12 protein-coding genes are annotated in these 17,155 nt (G+C 66.2%); 3 read left to right on the top strand and 9 right to left on the bottom strand.

Features of this window, described 5'->3' with window-relative positions:
* Positions 1-36: 36 nt before the first annotated feature.
* Entirely contained in the window at positions 37-2,589 is a 2,553-nt protein-coding gene (locus HB677_RS08005) for an RNA helicase (RefSeq protein ID WP_213815149.1), read from the bottom strand.
* Positions 2,590-2,649: 60 nt separating this feature from the next.
* The gene (locus HB677_RS08000; RefSeq protein ID WP_213815148.1) at positions 2,650-3,561 is read right to left on the bottom strand and encodes a nucleoside hydrolase; all 912 of its coding nucleotides are present in this window, start codon (positions 3,559-3,561) and stop codon (positions 2,650-2,652) included.
* Between the two features lie 96 nt (positions 3,562-3,657).
* Here HB677_RS08000 and HB677_RS07995 point away from each other — a divergent pair, with 96 nt between their 5' ends.
* The 3 genes from HB677_RS07995 (at position 3,658) to HB677_RS07985 (ending at position 5,889) form a co-directional block, all read left to right on the top strand.
* Entirely contained in the window at positions 3,658-5,136 is a 1,479-nt protein-coding gene (locus tag HB677_RS07995) for an SDR family NAD(P)-dependent oxidoreductase (RefSeq protein ID WP_213815258.1), read from the top strand.
* A gap of 98 nt (positions 5,137-5,234) precedes the next feature.
* Entirely contained in the window at positions 5,235-5,534 is a 300-nt protein-coding gene (locus HB677_RS07990; RefSeq protein WP_307852520.1) for a hypothetical protein, read from the top strand.
* A gap of 151 nt (positions 5,535-5,685) precedes the next feature.
* Positions 5,686-5,889, top strand: a complete 204-nt coding sequence (locus tag HB677_RS07985) for a cold-shock protein (protein ID WP_106209096.1) — start codon at positions 5,686-5,688, stop codon at positions 5,887-5,889.
* 220 nt (positions 5,890-6,109) lie between these two features.
* Here the strand turns inward: HB677_RS07985 and HB677_RS07980 are convergent, their stop codons facing one another.
* From HB677_RS07980 to pstC, 7 genes are all read right to left on the bottom strand, one after another.
* On the bottom strand, positions 6,110-7,054 hold the full coding sequence (locus HB677_RS07980) for a phosphate ABC transporter ATP-binding protein (RefSeq protein WP_213815147.1): 945 nt from the start codon (positions 7,052-7,054) through the stop codon (positions 6,110-6,112).
* 30 nt (positions 7,055-7,084) lie between these two features.
* Positions 7,085-8,059, bottom strand: a complete 975-nt coding sequence (locus HB677_RS07975) for a sortase (RefSeq protein ID WP_213815146.1) — start codon at positions 8,057-8,059, stop codon at positions 7,085-7,087.
* A gap of 136 nt (positions 8,060-8,195) precedes the next feature.
* Complete coding sequence (locus tag HB677_RS07970; RefSeq protein ID WP_213815145.1) at positions 8,196-10,301, bottom strand: Ig-like domain repeat protein; 2,106 nt, start codon at positions 10,299-10,301, stop codon at positions 8,196-8,198.
* Between the two features lie 171 nt (positions 10,302-10,472).
* Positions 10,473-12,992: a hypothetical protein gene (locus HB677_RS07965; RefSeq protein ID WP_213815144.1), complete on the bottom strand. Its 2,520-nt coding sequence runs from the start codon at positions 12,990-12,992 to the stop codon at positions 10,473-10,475.
* Positions 12,989-14,689: a phosphate ABC transporter substrate-binding protein PstS gene (gene pstS, locus HB677_RS07960; protein WP_213815143.1), complete on the bottom strand. Its 1,701-nt coding sequence runs from the start codon at positions 14,687-14,689 to the stop codon at positions 12,989-12,991. Before pstS ends, HB677_RS07965 begins: the two co-directional genes overlap by 4 nt.
* Positions 14,686-16,047 (bottom strand): phosphate ABC transporter permease PstA, encoded by a 1,362-nt coding sequence (pstA, locus tag HB677_RS07955; protein ID WP_213815142.1) that lies wholly within the window; start codon positions 16,045-16,047, stop codon positions 14,686-14,688. The genes pstS and pstA overlap by 4 nt, the downstream gene beginning before the upstream one ends.
* The gene (pstC, locus tag HB677_RS07950) at positions 16,047-17,024 is read right to left on the bottom strand and encodes a phosphate ABC transporter permease subunit PstC (RefSeq protein ID WP_307852519.1); all 978 of its coding nucleotides are present in this window, start codon (positions 17,022-17,024) and stop codon (positions 16,047-16,049) included. Before pstC ends, pstA begins: the two co-directional genes overlap by 1 nt.
* Between the last annotated feature and the right edge of the window lie 131 nt (positions 17,025-17,155).

The raw sequence follows: 17,155 nt of genomic DNA, 5'->3' as shown, positions 1-17,155 counted from the left end.
CCGCGGCGCCGGGGTTGCGCGCCGGTCTGCGGCGACCTAGGCGCGAGCGCCCGCAGCGGCGTGGTCGATCGGACCGACGGCCGTGACGCGCACGACGGCGACGCCCTGCTCGTTGGACTCGGCGAGGTCGACAATTGCGCTGATGCCCCAGTCGTGGTCCTTCTCCGGGTCGGCAAAGATCTGGCGGACCGTCCATTGCGTGGGTCCCTCATCGATCATCAGCATCGCCGAGCTACGCGCGTCGCCGTTGGTTCCGATGTCGTCGTGCAGTTCGAAGTAGGCGTCGAGCGCATCGGCCCACGCGTCGGCGTCGAATCCGGCCGCGGCATCCAGCTCCCCGAGCTCGTCGATCTTGTCCAGCGCCGCGAGCTGCACGCGTCGGAATAGCTCGTTGCGCACGAGCACCCGGAAAGCACGGGGGTTGGTGACGACGCCGGGCGGGGCGGGAGGCAGGATGGGCGTTCCGTCAGCCTCGGCGGCGTTCGGGTTGGTGAGCGCCTCCCACTCGTCCAGGAGACTCGAGTCCACTTGGCGCACGAGTTCGCCGAGCCACTCGATGATGTCGAGCAGGTCCTCCGTCTTCGCCTCGTCCGGGATGGTCTGCCGGGCCGCACGGTACGCGTCGGAGAGGTACCGCAGCACGAGTCCCTCGCTGCGGGCGAGCTTGTAGTAGCCGGTGTAGTCGGCGAAGGTCATTGCGCGCTCGTACAGGTCGCGCACCACCGACTTGGGGCGCAGCTCGAAGTCGGCGATCCACGCCTGCGTCGCGCTGTAGGTGACGAACGCCTCGTCGAGAAGTTCCTTGAGTGGTTGGGGGTGCACGATCTGTTCGAGCAGCTCCATGCGCTGGTCGTACTCGATGCCCTCGGACTTCATGGCCGCGACCGCCTCGCCCCGGGCCTGGAACTGCTGCTGCGAGATCACCGGACGCGGGTCATCCAGCGTCGCCTCGATGACGGAAATCATGTCGAGCGCGTAGTTTCCCGTTCCCGCGCTCTTGGCCGGGTCGGGATCGAGCAGGTCGAACACGGCGAGCGCGAACGGCGACAGGGGCTGGTTCAGGGCGAAGTTCGGCTGCAGGTCGAGGGTGAGGCTGATCGTGCCATCCGGAGCCTGCTGAACGATCTCTGCCGTGCGCAGGGTGCGGTAGATGCCCAGGGCGCGGCGGGCGAGCGCCAGCTGCCGGATCCAGGGCTCGTGATTGTCGAAGATGAGGGCGTGCACGTTGGCGAACACGTCGCCCCCGCGACCGATCACGTTGATGAGCATGGCCGAAGTCATCTGCATGCTGGAGGTCAGCGTCTCGGGCTCGGCGGAGATCAGCCGGGTGAAGCTGGGCTCACCCCACGAGACGAAGCCTTCCGGGGCCTTCTTGCGCACCACCTTCTTGAGCTTCTTCGGGTCGTCCCCGGCGCGGGCGAGCAGCCTCGCGTTCTCGGTCTCGTGATCGGGCGCCTGGCAGACCACCGTGCCGGCGGTATCGAAGCCCGCACGTCCCGCGCGACCGGCGATCTGGTGGAATTCGCGCGCGCTGAGCTGCCGCATCTTCGTTCCGTCGAACTTGGTGAGCGCCGTCAGCAGCACACTGCGGATCGGCACGTTGATGCCCACGCCGAGCGTGTCCGTTCCACAGATCACGCGAAGCAGCCCGCTCTGGGCGAGCTGCTCGACAAGGCGCCGGTACTTGGGCAGCATTCCGGCGTGATGAACACCAATACCCGAGCGGATGAGCCGCGACAGCGTCTTTCCGAAGTTGGTGGTGAACCGGAACCCCCCAATGAGCTCCGCGATGGCGTCGCGCTGCTCGCGGGTTGCCACCTTGACCGAGGTCAGCGCCTGCGCGCGCTCCAGCGCCGCCGCCTGCGAGAAGTGGACAACGTAGATCGGTGCCTGCTGCGTGGCGAGCAGGTCCTCGACGGTCTCGTGCACCGGGGTCGTCGCGTACGAGTAGTGCAGCGGTACAGGCCGGGTGACACCCGTGACGGTTGCGGTCTCGCGCCCCGTGCGGCGGCTCAGGTCATCGACGAGCCACGACACGTCGCCGAGGGTTGCCGACATCACGATGAACTGCACCCGCGGCAGAGTCAGCAGCGGCACCTGCCACGCCCACCCACGATCGGGGTCCGAGTAGAAGTGGAACTCGTCCATCACGACCTGGTCAACATCGCTGTCGTCCCCGTGCCGCAGGGCAAGGTTCGCCAGGATCTCCGCCGTGCAGCAGATGATCGGCGCATCCGGGTTGACCGAGGAGTCTCCGGTGACCATCCCCACGTTCTCCGGACCAAAGATGTCCACGAGGGCGAAGAACTTCTCCGACACGAGCGCCTTGATGGGCGCCGTGTAGTAGCTGCGCTTACCCTCCACCAGGGCCGCATAGTGCGCGGCAACGGCCACGAGGGACTTCCCGGTTCCCGTCGGCGTGCTGAGGATCAGGTTCGCCCCCGAGACGATTTCGATGATCGCCTCGTCCTGCGCCGGGTACAGCGTGAGACCCCGGCTCTCCGTCCACAACACGAAGCGTTCGTACACCTCGTCGGGCTCGAGCCGGGTGTCCGTTGCCGCGGGAATGAGGAGCGGCGCGATTGTCATGGCATAACCGTGTCATGGATGCGCCCGCCGCGCGATTCGTGGCGCGCGCTCCGGCTCGGGCTACAGGCGAATGCGGGCGTAACTCTCCAGCACGTAGTCCCAGAAGCCCTCGACGTCGAGCGCCACCGGAACGATCGCGTTGGGGACCGCCGCGTCGAAGTCCACCACGGTCATGCCCGACGTGAACGTGCCTGTCGTCTCCACCTCCACGTGGGCAAGACGTGACTGGAACAGGTCAGGTCGCGCCACGAAGGCGACGGCGACCACGTCGTGCACGGCCTGCCCCGTGGGGTCGTCCTTCCAGAACGTCGAGAGCGGCACGACCAGGTCGTTGCCGAGACGCCCGAGCAGTGCCATCCGCTCGACAATCTCGTGCGTGGCAATCGCCTGATTGGTGAGATCCAGCCCCACCATCACGGTCTGCCACCCCGCCGCGAACACGACGGCAGCCGCCTCGGGGTCGGCGAGGATGTTGAACTCGGCCGCCGGCGTCGCGTTGCCCCGCGTGAAGGAACCACCCATGATCGTGAACGAGGCGACAAGGTCGATGATCGCCGGGTCCTGGTGCAGCGCCAGGGCGATATTGGTCAGCGGCCCGGTGGCGACGAGGTGAATCTCGCCGGGGCTTGCGCGCAGGGTCTCCACGATGAGGTCGACGGCAGGGGTGACGGATGCCTCGAGCCGGGCAGCCGGCAGAACAACGTTACCCAGCCCCTCGTCGCCGTGCACCTCGGCGGCGCTGATCGCGGGGCGCACGAGCGGCGCCGCTGCCCCGGCCGCGACGGGAATGTGCTCGAGCCCGAGATACTCCCGCAGCTGCAGGGCATTCCGCGTGGTGTTGGCGAGGTCGACGTTGCCCCCGACGGTCGTGATGGCGATCAGTTCGAGTGCGTGGTCGCCGTGGGCGAGCAGGATGGCGAGCGCGTCGTCGAGCCCCGGGTCGCAGTCGAGAAGAATCTTCTTGGCGGTCATTGCTTAACCGTGGCATACCAGTGCCACCGCCGAGCCCCACGCTGCCGGGCTGGGCTAGAATCTCGTGTGACTTCCGGGACCAACACCACCGCCGACATGCCCTCTGACGACCCCGCCGGCATCGACCCGGAGCAGCTGGCCATCGCCCTGCGCGTTCTCGACGAGATGAACGCCCTCGACGAGGAACACCCCGACTTCATCGCCATCCGCCGCGCGACCGCCCGCATGTTCAAGTCAGTGAAGAAGAACCGCAGGCTCGAGAAGCGCGCCCTCATCGCCGAAGCAGACCTCACGGTGATCGCGGCCACCGCAACGGGCGCTGCCGACCGCATCGACGATGAGACCCGCGGCATTCCTCTGGCCACGTCGACCGAACTGCCCACCGCCGGCACCCTGCTCAAGTCGCGCGCCTGCTACATCTGCAAGGACCACTACACGCAGGTGGACGCGTTCTACCACCAGCTGTGCCCGAACTGTGCGGCCATGAGCCACGCCAAGCGCGACGCAACCACCAACCTCGAGGGCAAGCGCGCCCTGCTGACCGGTGGGCGCGCCAAGATCGGCATGTACATCGCGCTGCGATTGCTGCGGGATGGCGCGCACACGACGATCACGACACGATTCCCCCGTGACGCCGTGCGCAGGTTCGCGAGCCTCCCGGACTCCGCCGACTGGCTGCACCGCCTGCGCGTCGTGGGAATCGACCTGCGCGACCCCGCCCAGGTCATCGGTCTCGCGGACGCCGTTGCCGCGGCCGGCCCGCTCGACATCCTCATCAACAACGCGGCCCAGACCGTGCGGCGCTCCCCCGGGTCCTACGCACCGCTGGCGGAGGCCGAACTCGCACCACTGCCCGACGGCCCTCTGCCCGAACTGCTGACGTTCGGCCACACCAATGACGCGCACCCCCAGGCGCTCGCTGCGTCCGTCGCCTCGCACCCCCTGCTCTCCCTCGACGCCCTCGGCCCCACGGGATCGTCCACCGCCGAATCCCTCACCGCCGCCGCCATGGCCGCCGGGTCGTCGTCGCTCGCCCGCCTTGCCGCGGGTACCGCGATCGACGCGGGCGGACTCGTCCCCGACGAGCACGCCATCAACAGCTGGACCCAGCACGTGGACCAGGTCGATCCCCTCGAAATGCTCGAGGTGCAGCTTGCCAACATGACGGCGCCATTCCTTCTCATCAGCAGGCTGCGCCCCGCGATGGCCGCGTCCACCGCCCGGCGCAAGTACGTGGTCAACGTGTCGGCGATGGAGGGCGTGTTCTCCCGCCGGTACAAGGGCCCGGGTCATCCGCACACCAACATGGCCAAGGCGGCGCTCAACATGCTCACGCGCACGAGCGCGGGGGAAATGTTCGAGACCGACGGCATCCTCATGACGAGCGTCGACACCGGGTGGATCACCGACGAGCGTCCGCACCCGACCAAGGTGCGGCTTGCGGAGGAGGGCTTCCACGCCCCGCTCGACCTCGTGGACGGCGCCGCGCGCGTGTACGACCCGATCGTGCAGGGCGAGGCCGGTGTTGACCTGCAGGGCGTCTTCCTCAAGGACTACAAACCCTCCGCCTGGTAACGCTGAGCAGCCACCTGGTGTAGCCCAGTTTCGGGGGCGTCGCCGGCGGGCGTCTCGCCACCGGACGGCCCCGCTCGGCTACCGTGATGCTCAGCGCAGTGTCGCCCGACGCAGGACCCTCGACCCTCCATTTCACCCACCCGGGAGCAGACATGATCGGTGACGACGCACGGCTCCTGCTGGCCGGCGCCGACCTGGGTACCCGGGTGGTTGTCAGGTATCGACTGGGCACCGGGGCCACGGACGCGCTCGGCTACCTGCGCGAGAGGACCGATACCACCTGTCTCATCGAGACGAAGCGCGGTCACGACCGGATACGCCTCGACGAGGTCATTGCGGCACGGTTTGTGCCGGAACCACCGCCCCCGCGCCCCAGAGCCCGGCCTGTCTCTCAATAGCGTTTTGCGCAAAAAGAAACAAGCCTCGCAATTTGGTATTGCGTCACCTTTCCGGTGGGCTAGGCTGGTTGGCGAGTCACTGCGAGATTTTTCACAGTGATCGAGAGGCTCCGGTATTCGGGACCGACCGAATGCAACAGAAGGAGTCATCATGGCAACCGGAACAGTCAAGTGGTTTAACGCTGAAAAGGGTTTTGGATTCATTTCCCCCGAAGACGGCAGCCCCGACGTGTTCGCCCACTACTCGGCGATCGCTTCCAGCGGATACAAGTCCCTGGACGAGAACCAGAAGGTCGAATTCGACATCGCCCAGGGCCCCAAGGGTCCCCAGGCTGAGAACATTCGCCCCCTCTAAGCCTCACGCTTGTAGGAAGGCTCGTTAGCTCCGGCTAGCGAAGTTCTTTACCAAAAGCCCCCGATCTCTCACGAGGTCGGGGGCTTTTTTGTGCCCCGGGCCACGCGGCTGAGCTGCACGGCGGAGAACGCGGAGACGTAAACGACGAGGGGCGGATGACCCGGGGCGAGCCTTATCGGCCGCCCGGGTCATCCGCCCCTCGCTGTAGTACTGGTGCGGGTTATCCGAAGCGGCCGTTGACGTAGTCGAGGGTGCGCGGGTCCTGCGGGGACTCGAACATCGACTTGGTGGCACCGTGCTCGACGATGACGCCCGGCGTGCCGGCCTCGGCGAGGAAGAACGCGCACTGGTCGGACACCCGGGCAGCCTGCTGCATGTTGTGCGTCACGATGACGATGGTGACCTCGGTGCCGAGCTCCATGATCGTCTGCTCAATGCGCCGCGTGGAGCTGGGGTCGAGAGCGGAGCACGGCTCGTCCATGAGCAGCACCCGCGGCTGCACCGCGAGGGACCGCGCGATGCACAGACGCTGTTGCTGGCCGCCCGAGAGGCCACCACCGGGGGCGCGCAGGCGGTCCTTGACCTCGTTCCACAGCCCGGCCTTTGCCAGGCTGTACTCGACGAGGTCGGACTTCTCGCTCTTGCTCTTCTTGATGCCGGTGAGGGCGAGTCCGGCGATGACGTTGTCCTGAATGCTCATCGCGGGGAACGGGTTCGGCTTCTGGAACACCATGCCGATATCGCGGCGTGCCTCGGTGATGCGGCGGCTCGCGTCGTAGATGTCGCTGCCGTCGAGCAGTACCTCGCCCGCCAGCTGGGCGGAGGGCACCAGCTCGTGCATGCGGTTCAGGGTGCGCAGGAACGTGCTCTTACCGCAGCCCGACGGCCCGATGAGGGCGGTGACCTGGCCCGCGGGCATGGTCAGCGATACCCGGTCGAGCACCTTGTGGTCGCCGAACCACGCGGAGATGTCACGCGCCTCGAGGGTCGCGAGTCCTTCTCCCGTGGGCAGCTCCCCACGCGGACGGGTGGACACTCCCCCGCTGGCGATCGTCGGGATGCGCACCGTCTCGGCCTCGGCGGGCGCCGGCGTCGTGACGAGCAGTTGCGTGGGGCTGTCCCCCGAGACCGCCGTGCCGGCCTGCGCGGAGTTCGCGTCGTTCATAGGTGTCCTTGTCGAGTACGTGGTCGGAAATTACAGAAGATTGGGGAGGATGACGGATGCCTGTTGGGCGGTGAAGCAGCCGATGGCGAGCAGCACGGGCACCGCGACGACCCAGCTCTGCCACCGGCCCCAGTAGCGAATGCTGATCGCCATGAGGGCCAGCGTCACCAGGAGTCCGATGAGACCGAGAAGCAGCATCGGCCATCCCGCGGGATTGCCGGCCATGGTCAGCTCGTCGTCGTCGAGGGCGCCGTAGGTGAGGACGCGCCCGGGGCTCGCCTGGGCCGGGGTGGTCAGTGTCGCGTCGACGCGAACAATGCCGTTGGGGAGGAACGGGAGTCCCGATGCGCTAACCAGGGTGAGACGGCCGCCACCGGCAGCGAGGGCAGCGGGCAGCGGGTCACCGGTATGGCGCACTCCGGAGACGGTGTAAGTGGCGACGCCCTGGCCGGTGGTCGCCGTGATGACATCGCCCTTTTTCAGACTGCCAATGGCAGCAAAGGGGGCGCCGTACGTGGACTGGCGTCCGACGATGACGCTCGCGCCGGCCTGGCCGGGGAGTGGGGTGTCGCGGCGGTGGCCGGGCCCGGACTGGGTGACATCGGACGACGTTCCCTCGAGAACGACGGCGTGCAGCTTGATGGAGTCGATGTCGAGTACCGACACCTCGGTGCCCATGGGCAGGAGTCGGTTGTCAACGCCGGTCTGGCCGACGGGCGCGGTGGCGTTGGCCAGCTGGTACCGGTAGTCGTCGAACGAGAGCTGCTGGTCGCGAAGGTAGCTGACCTGCGAGATGCCGGCGAACTGGACGGCGAATCCGACGAGGAGGAGGCCGAGGGCTACCAGGATTGACCCGGTGAGGCGGAACTGTTCGGGAGCGTCCAGCTGGGGTACCGAGCGCGATGTGGGACGGTTGGCCGCTTCGATCGCGTAGGCGGCGTTCTCTTCGTCCCTGCGCTTCTTGCGAGCGGCCTCCTGGGCAACTCGGGTACGCGCGCGCGCCATCTTCGCGAGTGTGCGGGATGGCATTCGCCAGCTGGTCTGCCTCATGTGGTGCGGGGCCTCTCGGGCTTTACGAAACGGAAAACGCACGCCGTCCCGGATCAATGATCCGGGACGGCGCCGTTGTGTTACGGAGTTACTACTTCTTGATCTTGACGACGATGCCGGTCTTCGACGCGGCGTTCACCAGGGGTGAACCGTTGAAGACGACGGTCAACGTGTGGTTGCCCTTCTTGAGCTTCGGAAGCGTGAACGTTCCGGTGGAGCCCTTGAAGGCGGCCTTCGAGACGAGGACCTTTGAGCCCTGCTTGATGGTGATCGTTCCCGAGGTAACTACTCCGGGAGCTGCCACAACCACGGTGACCTTGGCCTTGGCCTTGGCGGATACGGACTTGATCGCACCAACCTTGATCACAGCGGTGGCCTTGGCAACCGGAACCGTCTTGACGGCGCTGGAGCTTCCGATGGTGGAAGAACCGGCAGCCGGCGTGTAGTACGCGGTCAGCTTGTACGCGACGGTCTTCGGCACGAAGGAGACGACAACCTTGCCCTTACCGGCGGGGATGACCATCTTCGCGACCAGGGTTCCACCCGAGCGCAGCTGAACGACACCGGCAGCGGCGGACGGGTTGACGACCGTGATGGCAATCGGAAGGACCTTACCGACGGTCGGCTTGGTGCCGATCGCGGAGATGGTGACTGCCGACTTCGTGGCGGTCGGTGCCGGAGGCGGCGTGACGACCGGGGTCGACGCGATGATCGTCTGCGCTGCCGAGGTGCTGGCAGCAACACCGGGCAGAGCCGGAATGAACGTCGCGGTGACGGGGAGCGAACCAGCCGTAGTCGGCGTGATCGTCGTGGCGGCCGTGGTGGCACCGTTTGCAACAGCAGCAATTCCGACGAGGACTCCGCCGCTCTTGAACTGGACCGTGCCGCCACCGTTGTTGGTGGAGACGACGTTCGCGGTCGCGGTAACGGGGGTGCCAACCGTGGTCGACGGCGAGCTCAAGGCGAACGTGGTCGAGCTTGCCGACGCAACGTACGCGCGGGTGAGGGTGTTTCCACACGCCGTCGCGATGTTGCCCGCTCCGGTGAGGAGACCGAATCCGTAGCGCTCGATGGCTGCGGTCTGGCTGCAGACGAGCGACCCGGTGCCGACGAACGTCTTGGCGACGTCGCTGGCCGGGTCGTCAACGAGGTTCGACGGAACAACGTTGTAGACGTTACGAACCATGGCGGAGTATGCCGGGTTCAGCGTGTACTTGCTGGTAGCCAGGGTGGCCGGCGCAACGGCATTGAGCGTTGCGATCGAGACGCCGTGACGGCGGTCGGTCGTGACGGCGTTTGCCTGGGCGATCCACTGCGAGACAGAGAACGGCACGATTGCGGTGGCGTCTCCGACGAGCGCGGTTCCATCGTGCTCTTCCACGGGAGCGGAAGCGGATCCGAAGGTGTCCTTGATGACGCCGCTGGACTTCAGTCCCGTGATGTCGGTCTCGGTGAGGTTCAGCTTGCCGATGAAGTAGCTGCGGGTTCCCGAGCCAGCCTTGGGCAGCAGCGCCTGGATCTTGTTGGCGGTCGTGCCGGTGGGGCCGGTCGACGTCTTGCCAACGGAGTTATACGTGGCGTCAGCGTTCAGGTACACGTACGCGACGTCGCCGCGGTAGATGTTGTAGAGCGAAGCAACCGTGGAACCGGCGGTGGTGGAGTCACCGAGGATCAGGTTGGGGATCTTCGACAGCGCGCTACCGGGGTTGACCGCGACGGACACTGCGTCCTTCGCGAACGGCACGTAGGTGAGCACACCAGATGAGGTGACGTCCGTGGTAGCGGGACCGCTGGAGCTGCGGGCGAAGTCGATGTAGCCGACGGAGTTTGCTGCCGTCGCTGCGTCGGAAACGCCGCTCGGGCGGGTGATGGTTGCGGTGGCGGTCTGTCCGATGGCGACACGGAGCACGTTGATTCCCGCACCCGAACCGCTGGCGCGGGGGGTCGTGACGGACGAACCGGCACGCGTGGTGACGGTGTCGGTTCCGATGGCGTCGTACGATGCCATCGCGCCGGCCGGCAGAAGGGCAGCGATGCCGTTCATGACGTCCTGCGTCGTGTCGGAGCCGAGTCCGACGAGCTTGCCAAACGGACTGGACGAGCCGGGGTCAGCCATTGCCGGAGCCGCGAAGCCGCCGACGATCAATGCCGCCGCGCACACGGAGACGGTGAACTTGCTGAAGGTGGTTACCTTCATGAGTGGGTTTCCTTCCTGATTGGAGACTCGCCCAAAGCGCTGTGATCGCCCCTGAGTCCGAGCTGAGAGAAAAGCTATGAGGGTTGGGCCAACCGGCGCCCAATGAATGGTGAACAGCAGGCGTACGGCGAGCGGCGCACCGGGGTCGATATTCCCCGGTGCGCATATGTCCTATTTCGGCTTCTGCAAGTCACTCAGACGGGCCAGTTTGCGGCCACGTCGGATGAACACCGGACCGGCGATCATGGTCGGGATTCCCAATCCGAGGGCAGCCAGGAGACCGAGGCGTCCGGTGGGGAGCGGCGTGTCCACCGTGCGGTGGACCACCGGTACGACGGTCGCCGTGGGTGTCGGAGTGGGACTCGCGACGGGCGGCGATGAGACGACGGGGGCGGGGTCGACCACCGGGGGAATGTCCGCAATGGGTGTCTGCGGCGGAGCCACCACCACGGGCTCCTTCGTCGGAGTGGGCGTCGGCGTCGGAGTCGGAGTTGGCGTGGACGGCAGTTCGCAGATGCCCTTGTGTTCGAAGGCTCGCTTCAGGTCGCTGACGACCGAGGCCGTCTGCGCCTTGAACGCCGGGCTGAGCGGCACATAGCCGCGGGGAAGCTGACCCTGTGCCTCGCCGCTGACCTGTCCGGCACCCACCGCATACTTGAGCAATTTGCCGTAGTCGGCGAGCGTGGCGGCATCCGGCACGCACATGTTGATGGCGGCGTACGTGAGAATTCCCAGCGGGTAGGACCCCGCCTTGATGGCGGTGGGGTCGTAGACCTTGACGCCCTTGACGGTGGAATCCACCATATTTGACAGTCCCGCCGTGATCGAGGTGGCCGTCGGTGCGATCGCTTCACCGGACGAGTTGACGATCCTGGCGGTCGAGAGCCCGTAGCGCGCCGCCGCGGATGCGTCCGTCAGAGCCAGCATGAAGTGACGACCCGGCAGCTGCGGGCCCGCGGATACGAACGCGGGCGGAAGTTTGGTTTCGTCCCAGGTCGTCTTAACCCCGGCGTCTGCTTTGAGCGCCCGGTACGCCGCTTCGTTGAAGTCGTTGGTGTACGGGCGCATGTCGAGCGTTCCAAATCCCGGCTCCGGCACGTTCGCCGAGTCCCGGTAAGTGCTCAGGTCGGCCTTGGGAAAACTGTCGACCGTGGTGTCGGTGTCGAGCGACAGCTCCTTGTACGTCGGGTTGATCTGCATGTCCCACGGGTCCGCCTTGCCACTGAGGAAGGAGGCCGCATCGGCGTCGGAGCGCAACCAGGCCCAGACGTGAGCCGCGGCGTCGCTGCTTCCGAGGGCGACGATCAATCCGTCGGGCTCGGCGAGGCTGGCAAAACCGGCGAACTCGGGGTTGAGCGCGACGAATTCGGGGTCGACCGTCAAGCCCATGGGGTTGCCAGCGACCACGCGATTCTTGGCCGCAAGGCCGGGCACATCAACGCGATAGGACTGGGTCAGCAACTTGGCCACCAGTCGCGCGTTGAGAGTGATGTCCTTCACGAGGGTGCCGTTTTTCCCCGCGTTGGGGGAATCGGCGTTGAGCGCGTAATCGATGTTGAAGGCCACGACGATCGCCGATTGTGTCACCGGCGCGTATTCGATGGTTGCCTTCGCCCGCGTCGTGTCATCGAGGGGTTCGGACACAAACCCGAGGGCGGCCGATCCCTCGATTCCGCTGACGATCTGTCGACGGGCTTCTCCGTCACCAATCTGCGAGTACCCGTACGTCGTTCCCGTGGTGCACAGCGCCGGCTGCCAGGACGTGATGGAGTCGCCCACGAGTTCCGACCCGACAACCCGGCGCTCGGCGTTACCGATCGGGCAGGACTGCGAAACGGGCTGGAAATCGAGCTTCACGGCGATGCGCTGGGCCCAGTTCGACTGCGAGAAGGGAGACCCGCTGATGCGACCGGAGAGCGCGTCACTCGCCTTCGAGCCGTCGGTGCTGATCTCGCCACGCGGAACGACGACCAGCCAGCAGGAGCGCGCGGTGCTGACGGAGTTTGCCGTGATCACGGCGCCGCAGCCGAGCTGCGGCGCTTCGAGCGCCGTCTGCGTCTCGACAACGACTTCGCCCGTGCCGTCGGATCCCGTGCGGGCGGCACTGATCTCGTTGGTTGTTGCGGAGGTGAAGAACTGGCTCATGTCGAAGGTCGACACTCCCTTCACCGAGGTGAATGGGTACGAGTAAGCCTTGAGGTTCGGGTTGGTGTCCGGGGCCGGAAGGAGCAGGTCGGGCGAGTAGTTCTGTTTGGCGTCCTCGCCGTTGTTCAGGTCGCGCCCCGCGGCGCCGATGCCCATGAGGTTTCCGACGGTGTTGCTCGGCGCGCCCCACTGGCACTGCTGTTGCGTCGGGCCGTCGGCAGCGTCGCCCCAGCACTGCATGATCTGCAGGTAGTCGGTCGCGTACTCCCCGGGAGACGTCGTCTTTGCCCCGGTCCAGGAGACGGTGACACCCTGGTTCACGAGGTTCTTGGTCTGGCTGACCGACACCGTGAGGTCTTTGAAGGCGTCATAGTTCGGGTCGGTGGTGTCGGTGTGGGTTGCCGCCCACGCGACGGAGACGCTTGAGCTCGTGTCATCCGCCGCCTCAACCGGAGTGGTCACGAGGAGCGTTGCCGACACGGTGGTCACGACCAGTCCGAAGACCGCCGCGACGTTACCGAGTCGGATAAGGGAACGGTGGTTCATCCGCGCCTCCTACGGCGTGAGGTGAGCTGGGCGATGAGGGGCGGCACGACGACGAGTCCGATCAGCAGAACGACGGCGCCGGTCATGAGGGACTGGGGAACGCCCCAGCTGCTGGTGGCAGCAACCTCAACGGGAAGGGCCACGACATTGGCGCAGACTCCCGTGTCGGCCTCACAGGACACGGGGCCGGCGGTGAGGCCCGTCGTCGTTCCACCGGTGGCCGTGCCGACAGTTCCGGTGGAGGTACCGCCGGTGGCCGCATCGGGGGTGCCGGGGTTGACCGCAGAAGACCCGTCACTGGCCGTGGCTCCGCCCGTCGTGGTCGTGCCGCCGGTCGTCGTTCCTCCTGTGGTGGTGCCGCCGGTCGAGGTGCCGGGGGTGACGGCGGGGGTGGTGACCGGGGTGTCCGTCTTGCTGCCGCCCGTGCCATCCGTGCACTGCGTTGCGCCCTTTTTGTCACACTCGGACGGCTGCGGTGCCTTCGCAGCGAGGGTGTTCGTTCCGTCCTTGGAGAAGGTGGGGTTGTTGCACTTGGCAATGTTCACCGTCGACGTGCCGACACCGGGGATCTTGGCGATCTGCTCAAGACCCGCCTTGACCAGGTTGATGGGGAGCGGTGAGTATCCGAGCACCTCTGCCTGCTGCTGACCCTCGCACAGGAAATATGAGGCGAAGGCGCCGAGGGTCTTGCCCTTGTCTTCGGTGAAGTTGTTCTGCGTCGACGTCGGGATGATCATGTAGGAGTAGGACGACAGCGGGTAGGTGCGCTTATCTGGGTTGGCGTAGACGCCGTCCAGGATTTGCGTGAGGTAGCTGCTGGAGGTTGCCGTGGTGTTGATCTTCGCGCCCAGGAGTCCGACGGCGACGTTCGACGCGGTCGGCTCGACGTAGTAGCCGGCCGAGTTGAGAACCTTGGCGACCGGGTAGCCGGTCTTCAGCGCGTAGGAGTACTCGACGTAGGTGATGGTTCCGATGTTTGCCTTCTGGGCCACGTAGCCGGAGACGCCCTGCGAGTTGGGCTGGGCGATGAAGCCCGTGCCGGGAATTGTCGGATAGTTCGAGGTCACGCCGCAGGGGGCGGAGCGACCGGCGCGAACGCAGTACGCGTCCCAGTCCGCCTGGTACTGCTTGCTCATCCACGTGGTGAACTGTGCCGTCGAGCCGGAGCCGTCGGAGCGCACGATCGGGACGATCTTGCGCTTCGGGAGGGCAAGTCCGGGGTTGTCGGCGGCGATCGCCGGGTCATCCCAGCTCGTGATCTTCGCGGTGAAGATCTTGGTGATGACCGAACCCGACAGGCGGAGGTTGGTGATCTGCTTTCCGCCTGCCTGCAGGTTGTACATGAAGGCAGTACCACCGGCGACGATCGGGATGTACGAGTACGCGCGGCTCGGCGGGGTATCAACGACACCGCCGTCCTTGATGCCGTACGGGATCTCCGACACGGCGAAGTCGACGGTTCCGGCCTTGTACTGGTTGCGTCCGTCCGATGAGCCGGTGTTCGCGTAGTTGATCCGCATGCCGTACTGCTGCACGTTGCGACGCCACTGATCGATGGCGTTGGAGCTCCAGGATGACCCGGCTCCGCTGATGGGGACGTAGTCGACAGCTGCGGCCGACGTTGTCGGCACAATCACCAGAGCGGTGATGGCGAGCGCAAGTATCGCCGGAAGGAGGCGGCGGCGTGCACGGGTCATACTGTGTCGTCCTTGTTCGTCGGGGTGGAGTCGGATTTGCGGGCGGCATGCGCCGAGCCGGACCGGGTGGTCAGGCGGCGCGCAAGCCGGGCGGTGCGGGCGGGAAGAGTGGCGAGTCCGTGGGCGCGGGCGCGAAGGTCCGCCGCGAGTTCAATGCGCTGCTGGCGGGCGCGTTCCTTCTTTGCGATCGTCTGGCCGCCGATGAGGCGCGCGATCACGAAGAGGAGGAGCACAACGAGCATCAGCACCGCGGCGGTGCCGAACCCGCGCGCGATCATGGTCGGCTCTGGCGACTTCACGAACTGGAAGATGGCCAGCGGCAGCGAGACCATCGGTCCGTGCAGGGGGTCGACGTTGAGGGATGCGGTGAAGCCCGAGGTCAGGAGCACGGGCGATGTCTCGCCGATGCCACGCGCCGTTGCGAGGATGATCGCGGTGACGAGACCGGAACGCGAGGTCGGCAACACGACCCGCCACACGGTCGCCCACTGGCCGGCACCGAGGCCGGTCGAGGCTTCCTTGAGGGTGCTCGGCACGAGACGCAGCACCACGTCTGCCGACCGGATCATGATGGGCAGCATCATGACGCTGATGGCGAGAGAGGCGGCGAATCCCGACTTCTCAAAGCCGAGGAGCAGGATCAGGGACGCGTAGATGAACAGTCCGGCCACGATCGACGGCAACGCGGTCATCGCCTCGACGATGGTGCGCACGAACCTGGCGAATGGTCCGGGCACCTCGTTGAGGAAGACCGCGGTCGTCAGCCCCAGGGGAATCGTGATCGCGAGGGCGATCGCGATCTGGATGAGCGTTCCCACGATCGCGTGCAGCACTCCACCGTCAGACAGCGGGTCAAGGGGCCCCGCGAGCGACATGTCCTGCGTATAGAAGTTGAGGTGCGGCAGTGCCTGGGCGCCCCGGATCAGGCTGAACAGCACGACGAAGACAAGCGTGATGAAGATGGTGAACGCCAGCGAGTGCACGATGACCAGCACGATGCGGTCCCGAACGACGGGTCCCGTCTCGTCCGCGGCGACGAGGATGCTGTAGAACACCACGAACAGGATGTAGGCGATGACGCCGAACGCCACCGGTCCCTGAATGGGTGCCAGCTGGGTCACGAGGAAGGTGGTGGCCGCGAGGGAGGCGATGGCGGCGCCGATCGCCGAGAGCAGGTCACTGATGCGCAGGGCGGATGTCCGTCGCGGCTGCTGCTCCGTCACCAACTCGGGCGGCAATTCGGACAGCACGTTGCGCGGCAGCGTGGTGCCCGCCGGAACAGCCTGGACGATGGATGTCTCACCCGTCGCGGCATCCAGACGCTCATGAATCGCGCGTACATCGATGGTCGAACTCATCAGCTGCTAGCTCCCGACCGCGAGCGGGCGACAATGGCCGACGCTGCGAAGTTGATGATCAGCGTCATGATGAACAGCGCGAGTCCCGCCGCCATCAGAGCCGAGGTTCCGAATTCGGTGGCCTCGCCGTACTTGAGGGCGATGAGCGACGACACCGAGCTGGCCCCCGCCTGCAGGATGTGCGGCTGAATGACGAACACGGGCGAGATGATCATGTACACGGCGATGGTCTCGCCGAGCGCGCGGCCGAGACCGAGCATGGTGCCACCGATCATGCCACCGAGGCCGAACGGGATGACCACCGAGCGGATCATCCCCCATTTGGTCGATCCCAGGGCAAGCGCGCCCTCGCGCTCCCCCACCGGTGCCTGCGAAAACACTTCGCGCATGATGGAGGTGATGATGGGGGCGATCATCAACGCGACAACGATGCCGGCGATGAACGTGGACGAGGTATAGACGGTGGAGCTGGCGAGCGGGTCGTTGGGATCCGCTCCGTCCACCGCGAAGATCGGGATCCAGCCGAACGTGTGGGAGATCCACCGCGAAATGTCAGTGATGTTGCCCTGCAGGAAGAAGAAGCCCCAGAGGCCATACACGACACTGGGGATGGCCGCCATGAGGTCGACGAGACCGATCAGCGTCTGCTTGATGCGACGCGGTGCGTAGTCCGTGATGTAGAGGGCAGTGCCGGTGGCGAGCGGCACCGCGATGACGATGGCGACAAGCGCAATGAGGATGGTGCCCACAAGCACAGCCGCGATGCCGAATTTGCCAGCGTCGGGCTCCCACGACTGTTCGGTGAAGAAGCTCCAGCCGGCCACCTGCAGTGCCTGTGTGGCGCGGTAGGCGAGGAACAGTCCCACCAGCGACATGATGGCGAGAACCGTGATGCCGGCGGTGCGGGCGACCCCCCGAAAAAGAAGGTCGACGGGGTCGCGGAGCAGGGAAAGCTTGCGCGGGGTGTCGAGCGTCACGGCGTCCTTTTCGGCAGGGCGGATCTGGGGAACGGCTTAGAGTGACAGCGCGCGGAGTCCAGCCGGCGTCCGAAAGGTGTCTTGCAGGTGTCCAGTAGGTAGCTCAACGGAAATGCTGGCGAGCGCTCTCG

Origin of the sequence: Glaciihabitans sp. dw_435 (genome assembly GCF_018449675.1) — a bacterium.
Taxonomy (GTDB): domain Bacteria; phylum Actinomycetota; class Actinomycetes; order Actinomycetales; family Microbacteriaceae; genus Glaciihabitans.
This window is presented reverse-complemented; position numbering and strand designations above follow the sequence as displayed.

Coding starts and splice junctions, on each gene's coding strand:
- pstS (WP_213815143.1), bottom strand. CDS start 14,689: ATGACCCGTGCACGCCGCCGCCTCCTTCCGGCGATACTTGCGCTCGCC.
- HB677_RS07970 (WP_213815145.1), bottom strand. CDS start 10,301: ATGAAGGTAACCACCTTCAGCAAGTTCACCGTCTCCGTGTGCGCGGCG.
- HB677_RS07985 (WP_106209096.1), top strand. CDS start 5,686: ATGGCAACCGGAACAGTCAAGTGGTTTAACGCTGAAAAGGGTTTTGGA.
- HB677_RS08005 (WP_213815149.1), bottom strand. CDS start 2,589: ATGACAATCGCGCCGCTCCTCATTCCCGCGGCAACGGACACCCGGCTC.
- HB677_RS07980 (WP_213815147.1), bottom strand. CDS start 7,054: ATGAACGACGCGAACTCCGCGCAGGCCGGCACGGCGGTCTCGGGGGAC.
- HB677_RS07995 (WP_213815258.1), top strand. CDS start 3,658: ATGCCCTCTGACGACCCCGCCGGCATCGACCCGGAGCAGCTGGCCATC.
- pstA (WP_213815142.1), bottom strand. CDS start 16,047: ATGAGTTCGACCATCGATGTACGCGCGATTCATGAGCGTCTGGATGCC.
- HB677_RS08000 (WP_213815148.1), bottom strand. CDS start 3,561: ATGACCGCCAAGAAGATTCTTCTCGACTGCGACCCGGGGCTCGACGAC.
- HB677_RS07965 (WP_213815144.1), bottom strand. CDS start 12,992: ATGAACCACCGTTCCCTTATCCGACTCGGTAACGTCGCGGCGGTCTTC.
- HB677_RS07975 (WP_213815146.1), bottom strand. CDS start 8,059: ATGGCGCGCGCGCGTACCCGAGTTGCCCAGGAGGCCGCTCGCAAGAAG.